Source organism: Kouleothrix sp. (assembly GCF_046328425.1).
Lineage (GTDB): Bacteria > Chloroflexota > Chloroflexia > Chloroflexales > Roseiflexaceae > Kouleothrix.
This window is the reverse complement of sequence record NZ_JAXLWP010000003.1, coordinates 50848-71507: the sequence shown is the minus strand read 5'-3', so window position 1 is coordinate 71507 and position 20660 is coordinate 50848. Positions and strand designations below refer to the sequence as shown.

Genomic DNA, 20660 nt, shown 5'->3' with positions numbered 1-20660 from the left:
GCCGCCCGGCCGCATGCCGCGCTTGCGTGCTCCGCATTCATTCGCAATGACGCATTAAGGAGAGAAGATCAATGAAAAGAAAGCTGTTTGCTTTCAGTATGACCCTGGCATTGCTGCTGAGCGTGCTATCGGTCGCAAGTGTTGGGGCGCACACTGTACAAATCGAAAACAAAGCCGGGCTCACCCCCGCGCGCACCGATTGGTTCGGCGTCAAGCCGCCGGCCGGTATTGGCGCGGTGATGCGCAACAATGCCCAGCAGGGCGAATTTGTGTTTGGCGACTCGCTCTCGATCAACGGCGCGCCTGATGCGCGCCAGATCACCGCGACCGACCCGGTGACGCGCGCGGCCAACCTCGATTTCTTTAGCGTCACCGCCGACTTCAACAATATTTATTTCCTGGCCAAGGTCGATCGCTACGTGGGTATTACCCAGAGCCCGTCGATCAACCTGATCATCACGATCGATAGCAACCACAACGGCACCGGCCGCGCCGACGTGCCGGTTGGCACTGGCACCTTCACCACCACCAACGTGCCGAGCGATGCCGGCTGGGAGAACGCGATCAACCTGCAGTTCAGGCCCGGCAATGGCACTACCGCCGGCGTGGTGGGCGCGAACAAGATCCTGATCTACGACGGCGCCAACCCCAACGGCAAGAACTGCACGAGCTGTGCCGGCCAGCTGGCCAGCGCCGCTGTGGCCAAGGGTAGCTTCGTCGAGCTGAGCGTGCCGTGGACGGCGCTGACCGCCGCCAAGCCGGTTGTCGACAACGCGAACAACTTCCTGCGCTTTACCGTGGCCACCACCTACAACAACCTGGCGGTTCCGAGCGATGGCTACAACTCGCCGATCATCGACGTGCTGAGCACCAGCACCTCGAAGAACACGCTGCAGGACATCCAGGACGGCACGATCGACACCAGCTTCGACGTACACTTCAACAACAACTCGGTGCCGGGCGGCCAGCCCAGCTACGAGCCGTACGCGCCGCTGGTGGTGACGGAGTTCCAGGCCAACCCGGTTGGCAAGGACACCCCCGGCTCCGCGTCGAGCGGCGACAGCGAGTGGATCGAGATCTACAACCCGAACAACTACGCTATCTCGCTCTCCGACTACAAGATCGGCAACGCCGCCACCCGCAGCTCGTCGCCCACGTCGAGCCAGGGCACCTATCGCTTCAAGAGCGGCACGCTGGCCAGCAAGGCGCTGCTGGTTGTGGCCCGCAGCAAGGCCGATTTCCTCAAGGCCCACGCCGGCTACACGGGCACGCTGCTCGACCTCGCCTCGGATATGACCAAGTACACCGCCTGGTCGGCCGGCGACCTCGACCTCGATAACATCAACGGCCTGGCGGTCGAAGAGCAGCTTGTTCTGATCGACGGCAAGGACGACATCGTCGATATGGTGACGTACGGCAACCCGACGGTGCCGAGCGCGGGCGTGATCCCGATCCGCGTCGCCGACGTGCCCGAGAGCACCAGCTACGAGCGCTGCCCGTCGCTGCTCGACACCAACGGCGGCTTCATCGACGGTGGCATCAACGACCCGACCAGCAGCACCGACTTTGTGGTGCACACGCCGGGCACCGAAACCCCCGGCCAGCCCTGCAACGGCCGCGTCGGCCTCGACGAGTCGATCGCCAAGCGCGGCCCCGAGACGGCTACGGTCGGCACCGACGTGGTGTTCGAGCTGACCTACAGCAACATCGGCACGGCCGACGAGATCGGCGGCGTTCAGACGACGATCACCGACACCCTGCCGGTGGGCATGAGCTTCCAGTCGGCTAGCTACCTCGACGCCCCGTTGACGCCAACCGTCAACGGCCAGAACGTGGTCTTCAAGGTGACACCGCCGGCCAATGGCGGCGCGCCCTACACGATCGTGCTGACGGCGACGATCGCGGCCAATGCGCCGCAGAACACCGCGCTGGTCAACCGCGCGACGATCAGCTCGCCGAACGAGCCCAAGGACGCCCAGACGCAGAGCAACAACCAGTCGGAGTGGACCGTCACGACGCTGGGCCCGGCGCTGCTGGACGTCAAGTTCAACCCGGTGCTGTTCGCGGCCCCGCCCGGACGCAACTTCGCCTTCACGCTGCAGTATGGCAACAACGGCCAGAGCATCGCCGAAGGTGTCGACCTTGCGCTTACCGTGCCTTCGGGCGTGACGATCACCGGTGCGAGCGCGGGCAGCGCGACGCCGGCCTTCAACCTGCCGGTGCAGGGCCCGACGACGCTGCACTGGTCGGCCGACCAGCTCGACGCGCTCGAGAGCGGCGCGATTACGATCAGCGGCACGGTGGCCAGCAATACCCCCGAGGGCGCGTCGCTGCAGTTCGGCGCGACGCTCAGCACCACCACCGCCGGCGTCTCCAGCGCGTCGTCCAACGGCACGCTGAAGGCCGAGTACATCAAGATCTACCTGCCGATAACGCGCAAGTAGCTCTCTGTTCGCCATAGCGGAGCGCAGCGGGCGTGGGTTATACCCACGCCCGCCGCGCTATTCAAAATCAAAAAATAATGGTATAACCGTTGATATGAACCATGAACATCATATTTTGTGCCTGGCGGCGCGCCCGCAGCTGGCGCCCGCAGCCGAGCGCGAGCTGATCGCCCGCGTGCACGACCACGTCGATTGGGAGCTGCTGTGGAGCCAGGGCCACCTGCACGAGGTGCTGCCGCTGCTGGCCGCCAACCTGCGCCGCCTCGACGGCCAGATTGTGGTGCCGGCCGATTGGAAGATCCGCGCGCAGCGCCGCCAGTACGCTACGCTCATTCGCAATACCACCCTGGCCGACGCCATGGTCAGCGTGCTCGCCGCGTTCGAGCATGCCGGCGTGCGCGGCATCCCGGTGAAGGGCCTGGTGCTGGCCGAAACGCTGTATGGCGGCCTGGGCCTGCGCTCGCTTGGCGATCTCGACGTGCTGGTGCGCCCCGCCGATCTACCGGCGGCGCGGGCGGCGCTGCGCGGGCTGGGCTTCGCGCAAGAGGCCGACCCGGGCTTCGATAATTTGTACCACCCCTTTCACGATCCGCCCTACTACCGGCCCGCCGCTGGCGGCAGCGTGTGCCTCGAGCTGCACTGGGGCCTGTGGGCTACGCGCTTTTTCAGCCTCGGCACCGACGTGCTCTGGCGGCGCGCGCTCAGCGCCCAGGTGCACGGCACTACCATCACAGTTCTGTCACCTGAAGATACCCTGCTCCACCTGGCGATCCACCGCTCGCGCTCGCCGCTGCGGCTGCGCTTTGTGTGCGATATCGCGGCGCTGCTCGGCCGCCACGCCGCCACGCTCGATTGGGCCTACGTGCTCGAACAGGCGCGCGCGGCCGGCGCCCGCACCGCGCTGTTCTACGCCCTGGCGCTCTCGGCCGAGCTGCTCGACGCGCCCGCGCCGGCCCATGTGCTGGCCCAGCTGCGCGTCGGCGCGCTGAAGCGCCGGCTGCTCGAGCATACCTGCGGCGTCAGCGCGCTGTTCCGCCCCACCACGCCCGACGATCTCAGCCAGCAGCCATCGCTGCTGCTGCGGCTGCTCGAGCAGGACGGTATTGGCCATATTGGCCGCAACCTCGGCGCCGCGCTGCTGCGCAAAGGCCGCAAGCAGATCTACCAGGCTCGCCGCGCTGCCCGCACCAGCACAGCGAAAAGCCCGTAAATACAAATGAAGAAACTGTTATGGAGAGCGCTTGCCGCGTCTGTTATACTGAACACACTCGTATAGCGGCAGCGTGTATCGCTACTCTGCTATTGCACAGCCGAACGAGTGTATCAGCTCGATTGGCGAGCGCGCCGGCCGTATGGGAGCATCCATGGACACATCACCACCCACGCCTAGCCCGGATGTGACACTTCAGCGCGTCGGCAACGAGGCGATCTTGCACGATCGCCGTAGCGGCCGCGCTCACGTGATCAACGAGTCGGCCGCGCGCCTCTGGGAGCTGTGCGACGGCAAGGCATCGCTCGAGCAGGTCGTCGCGGCATTTGCCGCACCCTATGGCCTCGCCCCCGCCGACGTGCACGAGGATGTCGTGTATATCCTGGCGAAGTTCCGCGATCTTGGCGTTCTTACGTAGCGCACCGCTCGACGAGAGCCTATGGCAGTGGCGGCATCACAATCGAATACTGCTCAGGATACTCTGCCATTGGCCAGCTACCACGCCAGCTATGTCGTGCTGGGGATCCCGATCGACGTGCGCGTGTGCGACGCCGACGCGTTTGCCCGTGTCGATGAAACCTACGCGGCATTTCGCGCGCCGCCTGCCGCCGCGCCGGCCTTCGCCGCCTGGCTTAGCCGCGCCGACGACGGCGCTTACCTGGTGGCCGACACCCACGGCAGCAGCCAGCGCTGGCCCGACGCGCACGCCGCAACGATCGGAATGCTCGACCGGATGGTGCACGGCGTGCTGGCCGAGCTGTACGCCCGCGGCATCTATGCCATCCATGCCGGGGCCTGCACCTACCGCAGCGCTGCGCTGATCATCGCCGGGCGTAGCGGCCAGGGCAAGACGACATTAACCCTTGGGCTGGTGCGCCGCGGCTTTGGCCTGCTCTCCGACGAGTTTGCCGTGGTCGCGCCGGGCACGCGCCAGATCCTGCCGTACCACCGCAGCATCCACATCCGGCCCGGCACGCCCGAGCTGATCCGCGAGCTTGGCTTTGTCGCCGAGCGGCCGCCGGTTCACCTGGGTGGCGGGATCGAGTGGACGCTAACGCCGGACGACCTGGCGCGCGCCTTTCCCGGATGCCTGGCGCCTGCCGCGCCGCTCGGGGCTGTGCTGCTGCTCGATGGCCCGCCGCGCCCCGGCGAGCCGCCCGCGATCACACCGCTGCCGGCCGCGCTCGCCACGATCGAGCTGCTGCGCGGCACCTGGGCGGCCTCGCGCGGCTTCGCCGATGGGCTGGCGCGGATCGCGAGCCTGCTCGACGGAGTGCGCTGCGCAAAGCTGCGCACCGGCACGCTTGATGCTACAGCCGAATGCATCACGCAGTGGCTGGAGGCCAGCGATGATTGAACTTGATCGCAAGTGGCAGCACCACGCTCGCCGCCTGGTATTTGAAGACTACCGGCGCAGGCACGTCACGGCGTGGATCGCGCCGCACGGCACCAGCATGCGCCCGCTGATCGGCCGCGACACCTGGCTGCAGGTCGAGTTCGGCGCGGCGTCGGTTGCGATTGGCGATATCATCCTGTTTCCGCTTGGCGATATGCTGGTGGCCCACCGGGTGGTGGCCATGCGCCAGCGCCACGGGCAAACCATTGTGGTGCCGAAGGGCGATGCCGAGCCATTCTGCGATCCACGCGTGCCACTCGACGACGTGATCGGCGTGGTTCGGGCCTTGCGCGCCGGGCGCAATGGCGCAGTCAGCAGCCTGGGCTGCTCGGGCGCGCCCGCCCGCCTGATCGCACAGCTATCGCGGCAGCACGGCCGCGCCGCCAACGGCGCGCGCCGCTTCGCTGCGCTACTTCCAAACCCTCTGCGGCGGCTGGCTATTGGCGCCATCCCACCGCTTGCTCGGGTTGTCGCCCGCGTATTGTTCGCGCCATTCCCCTGGGCGGCCTGGCTTCGTATACCTGATCTTGCCGATGGAAGGAGGTGAAGTGCATGAAGTACGAGCGCCCTGAGATTCTCGTGACCTACACCGAGGAGGAGCTGGTCGAAGAGGCCGCCGTGTGCGTGGTATACGGTGGTGGCCCGATCCCCTAATGTTCGCAGGGCGTGCCGCGCGCTGCGGCACGCGTCGGCTCGGCGAGGGCAGCTGTAAGGCTGCCCTTTGCACACAAGTGAGCAACTAGCACAGCTATGCAGCCAGCAATCGAGACCAACGCGCTGACCAAGCGCTTTCGCAAATTGCACCGCTACCGCGACCTGATCCTGTACCCGTGGCGCAAGGCCGAACACCTCGCCGTCGACCAGGTGTCGCTGGCGATTGCGCCGGGCGAGCTATTCGGCCTGCTCGGGCAGAATGGCGCCGGCAAGACCACGCTGATCAGAATGTTATGTACCGCGCTGCTGCCCTCGGCGGGCCAGGCGCGCGTGGCCGGCTACGATGTCGTGCGCCAGGCGCGCCAGGTGCGCGAGCGGATCGGCCTGGTGAGCGGCGAGGAGCGCTCGTTCTACTGGCGCCTGACCGGCCGCCAGAACCTCGAGTTCTTCGCGGCGCTGCACCACGTGCCCGAGCCGATCGCGCGGCGCCGGATCGGCCAGCTGATCGAGCGGGTCGGCCTGGCCGACTTTGCCGACCAGCCGTTCCGAACCTATTCGAGCGGCATGCGCCAGAAGCTTGGCATCGCGCGCGGGCTGCTGCACCAGCCGCAGGTGCTGTTCATGGACGAGCCCACGCGCTCGCTCGATCCGATCTCGGCGCAGGCGATGCGGCGGTTCGTGGCCGAGTACATTATTGGCGAGCTTGGCTGTACCGTCATTCTGGCGACACATTCCATGGCCGAGGCCGAGGAGCTGTGCGACCGGCTGGCGCTGATCCGCAGCGGCCGGGTGGTGGCGCAGGGAACGATCGCGCAGCTGCGCGAGGGCCTGCACTACGGGGTGCGCTGCGCGCTGCGGCTGCGGCATATGCCGCCCGAGCTGCCCGGCGTGCTCGGCCGTACGCCTGGCTTGCTCGACGTGGCGGCATCGCGCGATGATGCGGGCCACCGCGTTGAGCTGACGTTACGCGAGGAAGGCCCGGCGCTGGCGGCCCTGCTGCGCGAGGTCGTCGAGAGCGGCGCCGATATTTACCACTTCGAGACACACCAGATCACACTTGAAGAGATCTACCTGCGCACACTCAGCGCGCCGGCTGAACAACCTGCGGAGGCAGCCGTATGCTGAGCTCGCTGCGCGTCCCCTGGGCGTTTCTACTGCGCGACTACCGGCTCGACGTAAGTTACAAGCTTGGCTTCTTGTTTCGCGTGGTCAGCGCGGTGCTGAATGTGGCGGTGTACTACTTCATCGCCAATGTGTTTAGCGACACCGCCGCGCCCTACCTGCGCAGCTACGGCGGCAGCTACTTCGCATTTGTGATCCTCGGAGTCGCCTTTAGCGAGTATATGTCGATCGGCATGAGCGCAATTGGCGACAGCGTGCGCGATGGGCAAACCACCGGCACGCTCGAGCTGATGCTGCTGAGCCCGACGCGGCTGCTCACCACGCTGTTCTCGTCGTCGCTCTGGAGCTATGTTTTTGCGACACTGCGTGTCTTTGTGTATATCGCGGTCGGTATCCTTCTAGGCATGGATTACGGCAACGCCAACGTGCCGTTTGCCATTCTGGCGCTGGCGCTGAGCATTGTCAGCTTCAATGCCCTGGGCCTGTTTGCGGCGAGCGTCATTATTCTGATCCGGCGCGGCGACCCGCTGGGCTGGGCTTTGCGGATCAGCTCCATGGTGCTGGGTGGAGTGTACTACCCGGTGGCCGTGCTGCCGGGCTGGCTGCGCGTGCTGGGCCAGGCGCTGCCGCTCACACACTCGCTCGAGCTGCTGCGCCGCTCGCTGCTCTTGGGCGAAGGGTTCGCGCAGCTCGGCGGCGAGCTGCTGATACTGGCGGCGCTCACGGCGGTGCTGCTGCCGCTTGGGCTGCTGGCCTGCCACCTGGCGATCACGATCGCGCGCGTTGATGGAAGCTTATCGCATTATTGACCGCACGCGCGCGACGAAAACAAACGCTATGACTATTCAAAAGTTCCTGCAAAATGAAAGGGGTTTTCAATGCGACGGTTCCTGCTTGTTTTCGTGTTGTTGTTAGCTGCTTGCGGCGCGCCTAATCTTACCAGCGCGCCTACCGCCGCTGTGCCCGCCGCTACCTCGGCGAGCACGCAGAACGATCCATGCTCGCTGACCGATGTGCGAGCCTATCAGATTCGCTATAACGATGTGATCGACGAGTGGGGCCAGGCGGTGATCCTGGCAGGGCAGTCGAAGCCGGCGGACCTGCAAGGGCCGATTGGGACGCTGCAGAAGATCAGCGATCAGCTCGCGGCTGTGCAGCCGCCGCTGTGCGCCAAGCAGGCCCACGACGACAGCCTGGCCGCCATGACGATGTCGATCGGCGGCTACAAGAAACTTCTCGATAAGCAGGACGTTGGCACGACGCTGCGTGAGGCGATCGACAAGCTGGCCGCGGCGCGCACGCTGATCACCGCGCTGCCTGGCCAGCCCGACCCGACCGCCACGCCGCTGCCGACGTTCACGCCTGCGGCGACGTTCACGCCCATCCCGACTCCCGAGCCGACGGCCACTGCGGTGCCGACGGCGACGCCGCTGCCGCGCAAGGGGATAATTGGCTCGAGCCGCGCCCAGGTGTACGAGACGGCCACGAGCGATACGCCGATCAAAACGCTGCTGAAGAACACCGAGGTGCAGGTGTTCGAGGCTCAGAAGGGCCGCATTCACATCCGCGCCGGCGCCGTCGATGGCTGGGTGCCGCAGTCGTCGGTGGTCATTAAGTAGCTCAAGCTCGGCCGATTACTTGCTTTAAGATGGTCGGGGCTCGGGGGCGGCTTTGCCGCTCCCGAGCTTTCTTTTTTGCGATGCCCTGCCCGGCTTCGCCGGGCAGGGCATCTCAGAGTCTGTTTGAAAAAGGTGCGCGAGGGGCATAGCCCTCGCATTCTCGCGGCGGCGGCCACATTCGTGGCCGCCACCCGCCAGAAAGAGTGAGTATTTGCCGGCTACTGTGCCAGGCGAGCCGGGCCGGCCGCGCCGCGCGGGCCTCTCAGAACGCGGTACAGTGTCAGCCCAACCAGCAGCAGCGCGCTGAGCACGTACAGGCTGTTGGCCCAGCCGGCCGCGCTGTCGGTGCCGCTCCAGACGCCGTGCGCCAATGCCAGGGCAAACGCGGCAAAGCTGAGGTAATGGATCGCTCGCCACAGCCGCGTGCTGATCCAGCGCCGCACGTAGAAGGTAAATGTCACCAGCACGGTCAGGTAGAAGCTGATCTGCCCGATGCCGACCCACAATGGGCGGTAGCTGGTGTTGGCAAATGGGATCAGGATCTGGGCCAGCGAGTAGCCAATGTAGCGATCGGCCAGCAGCGTGAGCGCGTGGATCGCCGCGAAGCCTACCCCCAGCAGGCTGGCGTGCTCGTGCAGGTCGCCCAGCGTCGGGCCGCCCGGCCAGGCGCGGGCCATGCGGTTGGTGATCGCCAGGCCTAGCGCCATCGACCACCACAGCAGCACGTACGACACCATGGCGCTGGCGCGCGTCAGGTACCAGGCGCTATGCTGGCTCAGCAGCACCGCGCCAAGTGCGCCAGCGCCACGTGCTAGCAAGAGCACGCCTATCGCCCCCAGCATCAGGACGCCAACCAGCAACGCCACCAGGATCGGGATGATCGCCAGCAGCAGCCGGTCAAGCGGGTCGGCTGCGGGCGCGGCGAGCGACTGTGGTTCGGCAGGCGCGGGCGGCTGGATCGAGCGGCTCGGCAGGGTCGATTTCACCTTTGTTCCTCCGCTGGGGCTATGCGGGCGGCATGGTAGGCGATGCTGCCGGGCTCAAGGTAGCCGGGCATGCGCTGGCTCAGCAGAACGCGGCCGTCGCCAAGCACCAGCAAGCCGGCTAGCTCGGGGCGCGCGTCGATCCAGGCGAGCCCGCGCGCGCCCCCTAGGATGCACGCGACCTTCGCGGCTGTTTCGGCGGCAGTGCAGTTGGGCGCCACGACAGTGGCCGAGAGCACATCGGTGACGGCCGGGCTGCCGGTGCGCGGGTCGATAATGTGGTGCTGCTCGTGCTCGCCTTGGCGCCAGCGGCGATAGTCGCGGCCCGAGGTGGCCACCGCGCCGCGCGGTAGCAGCAGTGTGCCGAGCGAGCTCTCGGCGGCAAGCGGGTTGGCCACCGCGATCGGCCAGGGCGAGCCATCGGCCATCGGGCCGCTCACGGCGATGTCGCCGCCGGCATCGACAAGCGCCGGGCCGGCGGATCGCAGGCGCCGCGCGGCTTGCTCGGCCGACCAGCCCTTCGCCACGCCGCCGAGGTCGAGGCGCATGGTGGCGGGAAGCGTGACGATACGCGAGCGTGCGTCGAGCCGGATCGTTCGCCAGTCGGTGGGGGCGGGCGGCGCGACGCTGTTCAGTGCCGCGCCGGCCTCGCGGCCGAGCGTGTCGAACGAGCGATCGTAGCCGGCGGCCTCGAGCGCGGCCAGCAGGGTTGGCCGCACCAGCCCATCGCTCTGGTGCGCGGCGGCGAGCGCCTGCTGAAGAACCTGCCAGAGCGTTGCGCTCACGCGCATGGCCCGGCCGGCGCCGTTCAGGCGCGCAAGCTCGCTGTCGGCGCGAAAGCGGCTGAGCACCTGCTCCCACTCGGCGAACCAGCCGGGCACCGCAGCCAGGCGCGCCTCGGCGGCGGGGCCTTCGGCGTCTACCACTGCCAACATGTGGCAGCCCATCGCTTGGAATTCACGTTGCTGCACGGCGGCCTCAGCGCGACGAATGAGTGCGGGTAATTGGCCGGCGGTATGTGCTGCCCTGGTTCGGGAAAGCCTGCGGCGCCGTGCCGCCGATCTGCGGCGCGGGCGAGCTATTGCCGCCGGTGCCGTAGGGGTTCTGGCCGCCTGGCAGGCGCTGGCGGCGCGTATGCGGTTGGGCGAATGCGCCTGGCTGGGCCGGCGCCTGGGCTACCGGCTGTGCCTGCGCGCTGGCGCTCGGCTGGTCGGCTAGGCCGAACGCGGCCCACCCGCCGAGGGTCGCCACCACCGCCGCAGTTGCCACCGACGACTTGAGGCTTGCGCGGAGCACCTGATTACCAAAAGAAGTGCGACGAGCCATCGCTTCTGCTCCTATGCTGCGAGTTCACCACGCTGCGGTTCTCGCGCAACGCTGCTGGATAGGATACTGCCAGAAGCTAAGAAACGTCTAAGAAGCCGGCCAGGTTAGATGAGGCATTGGTGAGAGCAGGGCGCGCTACTAGGGCGACCATTGGCGTGCCACCTGCTGTGTAGTGCCACATCCGGCTTTATGTTGGGGTTCGGGGGCGGCTTCGCCACCCCCGAAATTTCTTTTTGCGAAGCCAGGCAGGGCATCGCAAAAGCGAGCGATCAAACGGAGTTAACGCTAGCTGCCGTCGCCTGCAAGCCACGAGCGCATATACTCGGGTTTCTCCAGCTCAAGCGCCACAGGCGTGACGTGCAGCGGGTGGAATGTGTCGACCATCACCGCCAGCTCGGCCGTCTGCTTCGCGCCGATCGACGCCTCGGTGGCGCCGGGCTGCGGCCCATGCGGTAGGCCGCTGGGGTGCAGCGTGATGTCGTACTTCTCGATGCCCTTGCGCGACATGAAGTTGCCGTCGCAGTAGTATATCACTTCGTCGGAGTTCACGTTCGAGTGGTTGTAGGGCGCTGGAATGGCCTCGGGGTGGTAGTCGAACAGGCGCGGCACAAACGAGCAGACCACGAAATTCGGCCCGGCGAATGTCTGGTGCACCGGCGGCGGCTGGTGAACGCGCCCGGTGATCGGCTCGAAATCGTGAATGCTGAAGGCGTAGGGGAACAGGTAGCCGTCCCAGCCCACCACGTCGAAAGGGTGGTAGTCGAGGGTATGGCGGGTGAGCGCGTCGCGCACCTTGATGCGCAGCTCGAATTCGCCGCGCTCGGTGTGGGTTTCGAGCTCGGAGGGCGCGCGGAAGTCGCGCTCGCAGAATGGCGCGTGCTCGAGCAGCTGGCCGAACTCGTTGCGGTAGCGCCGTGGCGTATGCACCTCGCCACGCGCCTCGATCACGAAGAAGCGCGCCGGCTGCTCGGCTAGCTCGATCTGCCACGTGGTGCCGAACGGTATCACTAGGTAGTCGCCTGGGCCAAATGCCAGCCGGCCGAACTGCGAGCGCAGCACGCCGCTGCCCTCGTGCGCGAACCAGACCTCGTAGGCCTGCGCGTTGCGGTAGAAGTAGCCCATGCTGCGCGTCGCTACGCTGACGCCGAGCGTTACGTCGGCGTTGCCCAGCAGCGTCTGCCGCGCGCCCACCGGGTCGTCGCCGGCTGGCACGGCGGCGGTGCCGAAGGCGCGGTGGCGCAGCGCGCCGAACTCGGTGTAGCTGCTGGCGGCGGGGCCAAGCGCCTCGGCGCGCAGCACGCGCGGCGGCAAAAAGTGATGATACAGCAGCGACTGCACGCCGTGAAACCCCTCGAGCCCCATCACTTCCTCGCGGAACAGCCCGCCGTCGGGCTTGCGAAACTGCGTGTGGCGCTTGTGCGGTATCGCGCCGAGCCGATGGTAGAATGGCATGGCTCTCCTTTCTGCCGGCGCCCCACCGCGGGGCGCAGTGCGATTGAGAACGAGCTGCTGCTCGCACAGAGCGCGGGCCGCCGCTAGAGGTTGCCGCGCAGCGCCTGCTCGCGCTCGAGCGCCTCGAACAGCGCCTTGAAGTTGCCCTTGCCGAAGCTGCGGCTGCCGCGCCGCTGAATGATCTCGAGAAACACGGTCGGCCGATCCTGCAGCGGCTGGCTGAAGATCTGCAGCAGGTAGCCCTCGTCGTCGCGATCGACCAGGATGCCGCGCTGCGCCAGCGCCCGCAGGTCTTCTTTGATCGGGCCGACGCGCGCGGGCAGCTCGTCGTAGTACGAGTCGGGGACGCGCAGAAAGCTGATGCCGGCGGCGCACAGCGCGTCGACGCTGGCGATGATGTCGGCGCTGGCCAGCGCGATATGCTGCGCGCCAGGGCCGCCGTAGAACTCCAGGTACTCGTCGATCTGGCTCTTCTTGCGCCCCTCGGCCGGCTCGTTGATCGGGAACTTGATCTTGCCGCTGCCGTCGGCCATTACCTTGCTCATCAGCGCCGAGTACTCGGTGCTGATATCCTGGTCGTCGAAGTGCAGCAGCTGCTCGAAGCCGAGAATGCGGGCGTAGAACGCCACCCACTCGTTCATCTTGCCCAGCTCGACATTGCCGACAATGTGGTCGATCGCGGCGATGCCGGTTTCGGGCGCGGGCGCCGGGTTCTTGATCCGGCGGTAGCCGGGCATAAACGGGCCTTCGTAGCCGTCGCGCTCGACGAAGCTGTGGATGGTGTCGCCATAGGTGGCGATGCTGGCCTTCACCACCCGGCCGTGCGCGTCTTCCAGCACCGTGGGCGGCTGGACGCCGCGCGCGCCACGGCGCAGCGCCTCGGCGTAGGCCGCCGCTGCGTCGGCCACGCGCAGCGCGATGTCTTTCACGCCATCGCCGTGGCGCGCGATATGCTGCGCGATCGGGTGGGTGGGGTCGGGCCGCAGCGGCGCGCTCAGCACGAAGCGCACATTGCGCCGCTGAAGCACATACGAGGCCCGGTCGCGCACGCCGGTTTCGAGCCCGGCGTAGGCGATCGGCTGCAGGCCCAGCGTGGCGCGGTAGAAGTGCGCGGCCTGGCGTGCGTTGCCGACATAGAACTCGACATAATCAATGGCCTGAAGATCGAGGGGATCGTGGCTCATAGCGCCTCCATTTCTGCCGTTGTGGCGCGCATCATCGCGCGGCCGGTCGTTGCCGGGTGAGCAATGGAATGCTGTGGTCGAGGCCGATTCTTTGAGAAATTAGGTACAAGTTTAGCAGCATAGCCGGCCGATGAACAGGGCAACTGGAAGCCGCTGCGAGCAATCGAGCGCGGGTTTGAAAGTAATTTGGGCGTCCGGCATTGATTTCGAAATCGGCTGCTGGCCGACATTGTGCGGCTATTCGGTGATAGAATACCGGCAGCGTCATCGAAACGAAAAGAGGAGCGTATGAGCGATGCCCTAGCCCGTATTCGAGCGATTCTCGAGACCACGCCGCTGCGCTGGAGCCAGCTGGCGGCGACGGTGGACGCCGAGCTGCTGGCCGAGCGCCCCGCCGCCGGCGAGTGGTCGGCGCTGGAGTGCCTCGAGCACCTGCTCGATACCGAGCGGCTGGTCTTCCCGGTGCGGCTGGCGGCGTTGCGCGACGGGCGCGATATCCCGGCGTTCGACCCAGGCACGCAGGGCACGCAGGGCGCGGCGAGCCGCCAGCCTGCGGAGCTGGCCGCCAGCTTTGCCGAGCTGCGGGCCGCCAACCTTGCCGCGCTGGCGACGGTGAACGAGGCAATGTTCGCCAACCAGGGCATCCACAGCGAGCTTGGCCCGGTGACGCTCGGCCAGCTGCTGCACGAGTGGGCCACGCACGATCTCGACCATACCATCCAGGCCGAGCGCGCGCTGATACAGCCATTTCTTCGCGGCTGCGGCCCCTGGCATATCTACTTCACCGCGAACCGGATCGAGGCATAGCATACGCTGGTGCGGCCCGAGCGCGCCGGTAAAAGGAAACCCATGGGAAGATCTTCAGGCAAGCCGGCGCAGCCAGCCAGTGCCGGGCCAAGGCAGGCGGGCGACGCAATCGGCGCGGCCGATCACGAAAGCTTTCGACTGCTGGTCGAGGGCGTGCGCGATTACGCGATCTTCATGCTCGACACCAGCGGCATAATTGTGAGCTGGAATACCGGGGCGCAGCTGATCAAAGGGTACAGTGCCGCCGAGATCATCGGCAAGCACTTCTCGATCTTCTACCCGCCCGAAGATATCGCCGACGACAAGCCCGCGCGCGAGCTGCTGATCGCCAGCACGCAGGGCCGCTACGAAGAAGAGGGCTGGCGGCTACGCAAGGATGGCTCGCGCTTCTGGGCCAATGTTATTATCACCGCGCTCCACGACGCGGATGGGCGGCTGCGCGGCTTTGGCAAAGTGACGCGCGACCTGACCGAGCGCCGCAATGCCGAGGCCGCGCGCGAGCAGCTGCGTGCCCACGAGCAGCAGCTTGCGATCGAGCGCGCGGCGCGCGACCAGATGGCCGAGGCCGTGCGCATGCGCGATACCTTCCTGACGGTGATGGCCCACGAGCTGCGCACGCCGCTCACCGCCCTGCTGGGCAATGCCCAGCTGCTGCTGCGCCGCACCACGCGCGATAGCCTGCTGGCCGAGCGCGAGCAGCACAACCTTAAAGTGATCGTCGATCAGGTCGAGCGGCTGCGCAGGCTGGTGCTGCTGCAGCTCGATATCTCGCGGCTGCACGCCGAGCGGTTGCAGATCAACCGCACGCTGCTCGACGTTGGCGCGCTGGCGCGCCGCGTGGTCAGCGAGATCCAGACGACCCTGACGCGCCATACGGTCGTCTACGAGGGCCCGGCGGCGCCGCTGCTGATCCAGGGCGACGAGCTACGGCTCGACCAGGTGCTGCAGAATCTGATCGAAAACGCGATCAAGTATAGCCCGGCCGGCGGAGCGGTGCGGGTGCACGCCAGCTGCTCAGGCACTGTTGCGCGTATCGCGGTGATCGACCCGGGGATCGGCATACCGCCATCCGAGCTGCCGCACCTGTTCCAGCGCTTCTACCGCGCGGCGAATGTCGACGCGCAGCATATTAGCGGGCTGGGCGTGGGCCTCTACCTGGTGAAAGAGCTCGTGGCGCTGCACGGCGGCACGATTAGCGTGGCCAGCGAAGAACATCGCGGCAGTACGTTTACTGTCGATCTGCCGCTGGCCAGCGAGGGCGAGCTGGAACGATGACGATTGCTTCGGTTGGCGATATCGCGCTGGCCAGGCTCGCCAGCCAGCACATAGCCCGCCCCGCCGCTGCGCGCGCTGCCGAGGTGGTGGCGCGGCTCGGCGCGGTGCAGGCGCAAGACTACCTTGGCGCGCTGTGGGCGGTGGGCCTGCGCACGCCTGGCGCGACCGAGCCGGCAATCGAGCAGGCGCTGGCCGAGCGCGAGATTGTGCGAACCTGGCCAATGCGCGGCACGCTGCACATTGTGGCGGCGGCCGACGCGCGCTGGATGCTTGAGCTGCTGGCGTCGCGCGTGGTATCGCGCAGCGGCGCGCGCCGTCGCGAGTTGGGCATCGACGCAGCGGCGCTCGCGGCAAGCGCGAAGGTGGTGGCTGGCGCGCTGGTGGGCGGGCGCCAGCTGACGCGCAGCGCGCTGTACGAGCAGCTTGAGCAGGCCGGCATCGCCACCGGCGGCTCGCGTGGGCTGCACATCCTCGGCTATCTCGCGCACGAGCGCCTGATCTGCTTCGGCGCGCGCGCGGGCAAGCAGCCCACCTTTGTGCTGCTCGAAGAGTGGCTGCCGGCCGCGCCTGCGCTAGCGCGCGACGAGGCGCTGGCCATGCTGGCGCTGCGCTACTTTACCGGCCACGGGCCGGCGACGGTGCAGGATCTGACGTGGTGGGCCGGGCTGACGCTAGGCGAGGCGCGCGCCGCGATTGGCTCGGTCGCGGGGCAGCTCGCGCGTGCAACCGTAGGCGGCCAGGAGTATTTCTTCGCGCCTGGGCTTGCGGCCGGCGCAGCCGACCCTGCCGAGGCGTTTCTGCTGCCGCCGTTCGACGAATTTCTCGTCGGCTACCGCGACCGTAGCGCAATGCTCGACCCCGCCCATACCAACCTGGTGACGCCGGGCAGCAACGGGATCTTCAACCCGATCGTGGTAATTGGCGGGCGCGTGCTGGGCACCTGGAAGCGCGCCTTCGCGAAGAAAAGCGTTGTGCTCAGCTTCAGCGCGTTTGCGCACTTTAGCGCCGGGCAGGCCCGCGCGATCGAGGCGGCGGCCGAGCGCTATGCCGCGTTTCTGGGGCTGCCAGCCGAGATCCAGATCGAGCACGAGTAGCTGCTAGGCCAGCCCATACTTGGCCGCCAGCTTCTGAATCGTAGAACTGTTTCGCATGGTCGTGGGCACGCCCACGGCTTTGGCCAGCAGCCCGCCCGAAAACAGCGGCGAGTCGCTGAGCCTGGTGCGGCAGAGCCAGTAGAATTCGCGGCCGTGGTCGTGAAACTCGTCGTTGTCGCTATTCAGCGCCAGCAGCTGCGTGCGCGCCGCCGCGCCGAGCGGCGCCTTCAAGAACGAAACATACATGCCGTGCGCGCCGCCCGCAGCAGTAAACGGCGTGTAGCTCGCAATTGCGGCCAGATCGGCCGCGCTGCGCACAAATGTGAGCGCCTCGTAGCCAAGCGCCTGGCGCAGGTGCGCCTCGATCTGCGCCTCGAGCGCGCTCGCGTCGGCGGCCGCAGCGTCGAAAATCACGTTGCCGCTGGCAATAAACGTAGCGACATTGGCGAACCCGAGCTCGGCAAACAGCGCGCGCAGCCGATCCATCTTGACGACATGCCCGCCGACGTTGATCGCGCGTAGGAATGCAAACCAGCGCTGGGGTGCAGCCATAGCCATCTCCCGACACAATCGCGGATGCCGTGGCTATTGTAGCACGGATTTGCTGATCGCCGGCGCTGTATGAGGGCGCGTCGGCGTCGCCCCGATCGCCACGCCGCAACAAAAATCTCGCTCTCCCAGCTGCAGGAGAGGGCGTCAGGCAAGAGCGAGCGCATGGCCGCATCGCCACTCATTCTAACGCTTAAGCTCGACGCGCCGGCCTTTGCCGTGCTCGACGCTCTGCGGCGCGCGCACTTCCCGGCCGAGCGCAATTTCATCCCCGCGCACCTCACGCTGTTCCACGCGCTCCCCGGCGAGCACGAGCCGGCGATCCGGCGGGCGCTGCAGCTCGCCTGCGCGGCTACGCCGGCGCCGGCGCTGCGCTTCGAGCGGCCAGTGTTTCTGGGCCGCGGCGTGGCGCTCCTGGCCGAGTCGCCCGAGCTGGCCGTGCTGCGCGATCGGCTCGCGGCTGGCTGGGCGCCCTGGCTGAGCGCGCAGGACCGCCAGCGCTTCCGGCCGCATGTCACCATCCAGAACAAGGTAGCGCCCGAGCAGGCGCGCCAGCTGCACACCGCGCTCGCGGCTGGCTGGGCGGCGCTGCCGGCGCGCGGCGAGGGGCTGCTGCTGTGGCGCTACCTGGGCGGGCCGTGGGAGCCTGTGGCTGAAGAGCGCTTCGCAAGCGCCAGCCAGGCGTAGCGCGTATGGTATCGTTCTTGCATCCTGCTAGGTACGCTGTACTTGGGGGATCCGGGGCATGAAAACGAGTTTGGCGGTACAGTCGGAGGAATCCGACTGTACCGCCAAAGCTTTACTGGCTCCCCGACCAGGATTCGAACCTGGAACCTACTGATTAACAGTCAGCCGCTCTACCGTTGAGCTATCGGGGATCGCCGTAACACCGGGGATTATACACAGCATCACAATGTATGTCAAGCTGCCGCGCAGCCGATTCGCGCTATAATGGGCGCACGATCATTGCAACCCCCGAGGGCCTATGACCATCGCGTCGGACGAGATCGCGCTACGCGCGTGGGATGCCTTTCAGCGCGACGGTAGATGCGACGAGGCAATCATCGCGCCGCCGATCGTGCGCTCGTGGCAGCGCTGTGCCGCAGTGCCGCTGAACCCGTACCGCACCGGCGCGCCGGCCAGCCCGGCCCGGCCGACGCTCGACGCCGCGCAGGAGGCGCTGGTGACGCTGGCGCGGCCGTACATGGAAGACCTCTACCAGTTTGTCGAAGGCTCGGGCTTCGCGGTGCTCCTGGCCGACGCCAGCCCAACCGTGGTCGAGGTGATCGGCGACGCGCCGATGGTGGCTGCGCTGCGCGCCCAGGGGATGCTGCGCGGCGCCAGCCTGCGCGAGGATCAGATCGGCACGCTGGCGCTGAACCTGGCGCTGCACGAGGCGCTGCCCTGGCAGACGCGCGGCGCCGAGCATTTCTGCGCCTGCTACCACGAGCTGGCGTGCTCGGCCGCGCCGATCTTCGACGTTGGCGGCCAGGCCATGGGCGCTATTGGCGTGATCGGCCTTGCCGCCGCCGCGCACGCCCACACGCTCGGCATGGCCATCGCCGTGGCGCAGGCGATCCAGGCCCAGCTGCGCAACAACATGCTGCTGGCCGAAACCAACGATCACCTGGCCGAGTTGAACGCCGCGATCGAGGCGATGAGCGAGGGGCTCATCCTGCTCGACGCGCATGGCCGCCTCAGCAAGATCAACTCGCGCGCGGGCCAGATGCTCGGCCTCACGCCGCGTAGCGTGGCCGGCCGCCTGCTCGACGAGCTGATCGAGATGCCGACCGCGCTGGCCGACGCGCTCGAGCGCCGCCGCGATATCACCGACCAGGAGCTGCTGTTCCCCGGCCGCAAGGGCGCCGTGGCGGCGCTGTGCAGCCTGCGCCCGGTGTGGGATCGCAGCCGTCGCTACCTGGGCGCGCTGATCACCCTGCGCCCTGCCGATAGCGTGCAGCGCCTGGTGCAGCGTGTGGTCGGCGCGCAGGCGCGCTTCTCGTTCGCCGATATTATTGGCGAGAGCGCGGCGATGCAGGGCGCCGTGCGGCATGCGCGCGTTGCCGCCAACTCGCCGGCGCCGGTGCTGCTGCTGGGCGAGCCAGGCGTGGGCAAAGAGCTGATTGCGCACGCCATCCACAATGCCAGCTCCCGCGCGCACGAGCCCTTTGTGCTGCTCAACTGCGCCGCGGTGCCGCGCGCGCTGCTGATGGGCGAGCTGCTGGGCTACGAGGGCAGCCAGAGCGGCCCTTCCGAGGGGCGGCCCGGCAAGATCGAGCTGGCCCACGGCGGCACGCTCATGCTCGAAGACGTCGGCTCGCTCACCGTCGAGGCGCAGACAAGCCTGCTGCGCGTGATCGAGACGCAGCACCTCATTCGCCTGGGCGGCCAGCGCGTCGTGTCGGTGGATGTGCGGATCATTGCCACCAGCAACGCCGATCTCGAGCGCGCCGTGGCCGATGGCCGCTTCCGGCCCGAGCTGTTCTACCGGCTCAGCGTGCTGACGATCGAGATCCCGCCGCTGCGCGCGCGCGGCGACGATGTGCTGCTGCTGCTCGACCAGATTCTGGCGGTGATGGCGCGCCGCATCGGCCGCCAGGTGCTGTTCGCGCCCGAGGCGCTCAGCGCAATGCGCGCCTACTCGTGGCCCGGCAATGTGCGCGAGCTCGAGGCGGTGCTCGAGCGCCTGACCCACCTGACCGAGAAAAGCGTGCTTACGCTGGCCGACCTGCCGCCGATGCTGGCGCAGACCGCCCCGGCGCCGGCTATGCCGGCCACTCCCGCCGAGCGCCTGTACGACCGCCAGGCCATGGCCGAGCGCGAGGCGATCGTGCGCGCCGGCCGCGAGTCCGCCGGGCACTTGGGGCATATCGCCGAGCGATTGGGCATCAGCCGCGCTACGCTCTGGCGCAAAATGAAGCTGTATGGCCTCACCAAAGAGCACTTCTGGCAAACGCAGCAGTAGATTATACCGACACAATAGCTCTACACATGTTGCATTTGTGCAATAGTTGCTGAAATATCTTGTTGCAATATTGCGATAGGTTTGTTTCAAAGAGTGCCTTCGATCCCTATTGACTTTGTTTAAACTTATGGTACGATCTGCGCGCAGATGTGACTATTCCAAAAGAATCACCAAGCCGTGCCCGCAATACCACAGGTGATTTGCCACATCACAGCTATCCAGGTGGGTTTGACGTGCAAAGGGGCGCTGTCGGTACTCGCGCTGGCATCCACACGAGACAACGACCTTATTCCAGCACCTTTTCGCGCCTAATTAAAGAGCCTATGTGAGGTTTCGTCCGAGCTGATGCGCTACGGGCGCTCATTCGCTGTACCCTGGTTTGGTACATCACGATCATAACGCGTATATGCGTCGCATATACGTGTGCTTTGGTTCGCCGTTGGCACCTAACGGTGCTGGGCGCCGCGTGTTTGGCATACCGCGCTCGCGCCAGCGACTCCATCGCGCGTGCCTGAAGAAAGGAGGCTATCGGGCAATCCAGCACGATCGATTCGAACGAGCGGCCAGCAACCAGGGATCT

The 20660-nt window shown here is 66.9% G+C and carries 19 protein-coding genes and 1 tRNA gene; 13 read left to right on the top strand and 7 right to left on the bottom strand.

From position 1 onward, the window contains the following. Positions 1 to 98: 98 nt before the first annotated feature. The 8 genes from U0177_RS00320 (at position 99) to U0177_RS00285 (ending at position 8445) form a co-directional block, all read left to right on the top strand. Positions 99 to 2444, top strand: coding sequence for a lamin tail domain-containing protein (locus U0177_RS00320; RefSeq protein WP_409568579.1), 2346 nt, complete (start codon positions 99 to 101; stop codon positions 2442 to 2444). Positions 2445 to 2538: 94 nt separating this feature from the next. Continuing rightward, positions 2539 to 3654, top strand: coding sequence for a nucleotidyltransferase family protein (locus tag U0177_RS00315; RefSeq protein WP_409568578.1), 1116 nt, complete (start codon positions 2539 to 2541; stop codon positions 3652 to 3654). A 154-nt stretch (positions 3655 to 3808) separates the two neighbouring features. Next, positions 3809 to 4072 (top strand): PqqD family protein, encoded by a 264-nt coding sequence (locus U0177_RS00310; protein ID WP_409568577.1) that lies wholly within the window; start codon positions 3809 to 3811, stop codon positions 4070 to 4072. A gap of 69 nt (positions 4073 to 4141) precedes the next feature. Next, on the top strand, positions 4142 to 5011 hold the full coding sequence (locus U0177_RS00305) for a hypothetical protein (protein WP_409568576.1): 870 nt from the start codon (positions 4142 to 4144) through the stop codon (positions 5009 to 5011). Beyond that, the gene (locus tag U0177_RS00300) at positions 5004 to 5597 is read left to right on the top strand and encodes a hypothetical protein (protein WP_409568575.1); all 594 of its coding nucleotides are present in this window, start codon (positions 5004 to 5006) and stop codon (positions 5595 to 5597) included. The genes U0177_RS00305 and U0177_RS00300 overlap by 8 nt, the downstream gene beginning before the upstream one ends. 203 nt (positions 5598 to 5800) lie before the next feature. Next, positions 5801 to 6829, top strand: a complete 1029-nt coding sequence (locus tag U0177_RS00295; protein WP_409568574.1) for an ATP-binding cassette domain-containing protein — start codon at positions 5801 to 5803, stop codon at positions 6827 to 6829. Then, on the top strand, positions 6823 to 7635 hold the full coding sequence (locus U0177_RS00290; protein ID WP_409568573.1) for an ABC transporter permease: 813 nt from the start codon (positions 6823 to 6825) through the stop codon (positions 7633 to 7635). Before U0177_RS00295 ends, U0177_RS00290 begins: the two co-directional genes overlap by 7 nt. 69 nt (positions 7636 to 7704) lie before the next feature. Beyond that, complete coding sequence (locus tag U0177_RS00285) at positions 7705 to 8445, top strand: hypothetical protein (RefSeq protein WP_409568572.1); 741 nt, start codon at positions 7705 to 7707, stop codon at positions 8443 to 8445. A gap of 218 nt (positions 8446 to 8663) precedes the next feature. Here the strand turns inward: U0177_RS00285 and U0177_RS00280 are convergent, their stop codons facing one another. The 5 genes from U0177_RS00280 to hppD all read right to left on the bottom strand — a co-directional run bounded on the left by U0177_RS00280 (position 8664) and on the right by hppD (position 13390). Then, a complete protein-coding gene (locus U0177_RS00280; protein ID WP_409568571.1) occupies positions 8664 to 9431 on the bottom strand; it encodes a hypothetical protein in 768 nt (255 codons plus the stop codon). Further along, on the bottom strand, positions 9428 to 10363 hold the full coding sequence (locus tag U0177_RS00275; protein WP_409568570.1) for an FAD:protein FMN transferase: 936 nt from the start codon (positions 10361 to 10363) through the stop codon (positions 9428 to 9430). Before U0177_RS00275 ends, U0177_RS00280 begins: the two co-directional genes overlap by 4 nt. A gap of 43 nt (positions 10364 to 10406) precedes the next feature. After that, positions 10407 to 10754 (bottom strand): hypothetical protein, encoded by a 348-nt coding sequence (locus U0177_RS00270; protein WP_409568569.1) that lies wholly within the window; start codon positions 10752 to 10754, stop codon positions 10407 to 10409. Between the two features lie 285 nt (positions 10755 to 11039). Further along, on the bottom strand, positions 11040 to 12206 hold the full coding sequence (locus U0177_RS00265; RefSeq protein WP_409568568.1) for a homogentisate 1,2-dioxygenase: 1167 nt from the start codon (positions 12204 to 12206) through the stop codon (positions 11040 to 11042). Between the two features lie 83 nt (positions 12207 to 12289). Further along, on the bottom strand, positions 12290 to 13390 hold the full coding sequence (gene hppD / locus U0177_RS00260) for a 4-hydroxyphenylpyruvate dioxygenase (protein ID WP_409568567.1): 1101 nt from the start codon (positions 13388 to 13390) through the stop codon (positions 12290 to 12292). Between the two features lie 288 nt (positions 13391 to 13678). Between hppD and U0177_RS00255 the strand changes: the two genes are divergently transcribed. Genes U0177_RS00255 through U0177_RS00245 form a run of 3 tightly spaced genes read left to right on the top strand, consistent with a single transcriptional unit; the run spans position 13679 to position 16566 of the window. Beyond that, positions 13679 to 14197 (top strand): DinB family protein, encoded by a 519-nt coding sequence (locus tag U0177_RS00255; protein ID WP_409568566.1) that lies wholly within the window; start codon positions 13679 to 13681, stop codon positions 14195 to 14197. 42 nt (positions 14198 to 14239) lie between these two features. Beyond that, positions 14240 to 15472: an ATP-binding protein gene (locus tag U0177_RS00250; RefSeq protein WP_409568565.1), complete on the top strand. Its 1233-nt coding sequence runs from the start codon at positions 14240 to 14242 to the stop codon at positions 15470 to 15472. Continuing rightward, complete coding sequence (locus U0177_RS00245) at positions 15469 to 16566, top strand: winged helix DNA-binding domain-containing protein (RefSeq protein ID WP_409568564.1); 1098 nt, start codon at positions 15469 to 15471, stop codon at positions 16564 to 16566. The genes U0177_RS00250 and U0177_RS00245 overlap by 4 nt, the downstream gene beginning before the upstream one ends. Before the next feature lie 3 nt (positions 16567 to 16569). Here the strand turns inward: U0177_RS00245 and U0177_RS00240 are convergent, their stop codons facing one another. Then, positions 16570 to 17118: a DUF1697 domain-containing protein gene (locus U0177_RS00240; protein WP_409568563.1), complete on the bottom strand. Its 549-nt coding sequence runs from the start codon at positions 17116 to 17118 to the stop codon at positions 16570 to 16572. Between the two features lie 162 nt (positions 17119 to 17280). Here U0177_RS00240 and U0177_RS00235 point away from each other — a divergent pair, with 162 nt between their 5' ends. Continuing rightward, a complete protein-coding gene (locus tag U0177_RS00235) occupies positions 17281 to 17802 on the top strand; it encodes a 2'-5' RNA ligase family protein (protein WP_409568562.1) in 522 nt (173 codons plus the stop codon). Between the two features lie 116 nt (positions 17803 to 17918). On the opposite strand, the gene U0177_RS00230 is transcribed toward U0177_RS00235, so the two are convergent. Further along, a tRNA-Asn gene (locus tag U0177_RS00230) sits at positions 17919 to 17993 on the bottom strand. 107 nt (positions 17994 to 18100) lie between these two features. Here U0177_RS00230 and U0177_RS00225 point away from each other — a divergent pair. Next, positions 18101 to 20080: a sigma-54-dependent Fis family transcriptional regulator gene (locus U0177_RS00225; protein ID WP_409568561.1), complete on the top strand. Its 1980-nt coding sequence runs from the start codon at positions 18101 to 18103 to the stop codon at positions 20078 to 20080. Positions 20081 to 20660: the final 580 nt, after the last annotated feature.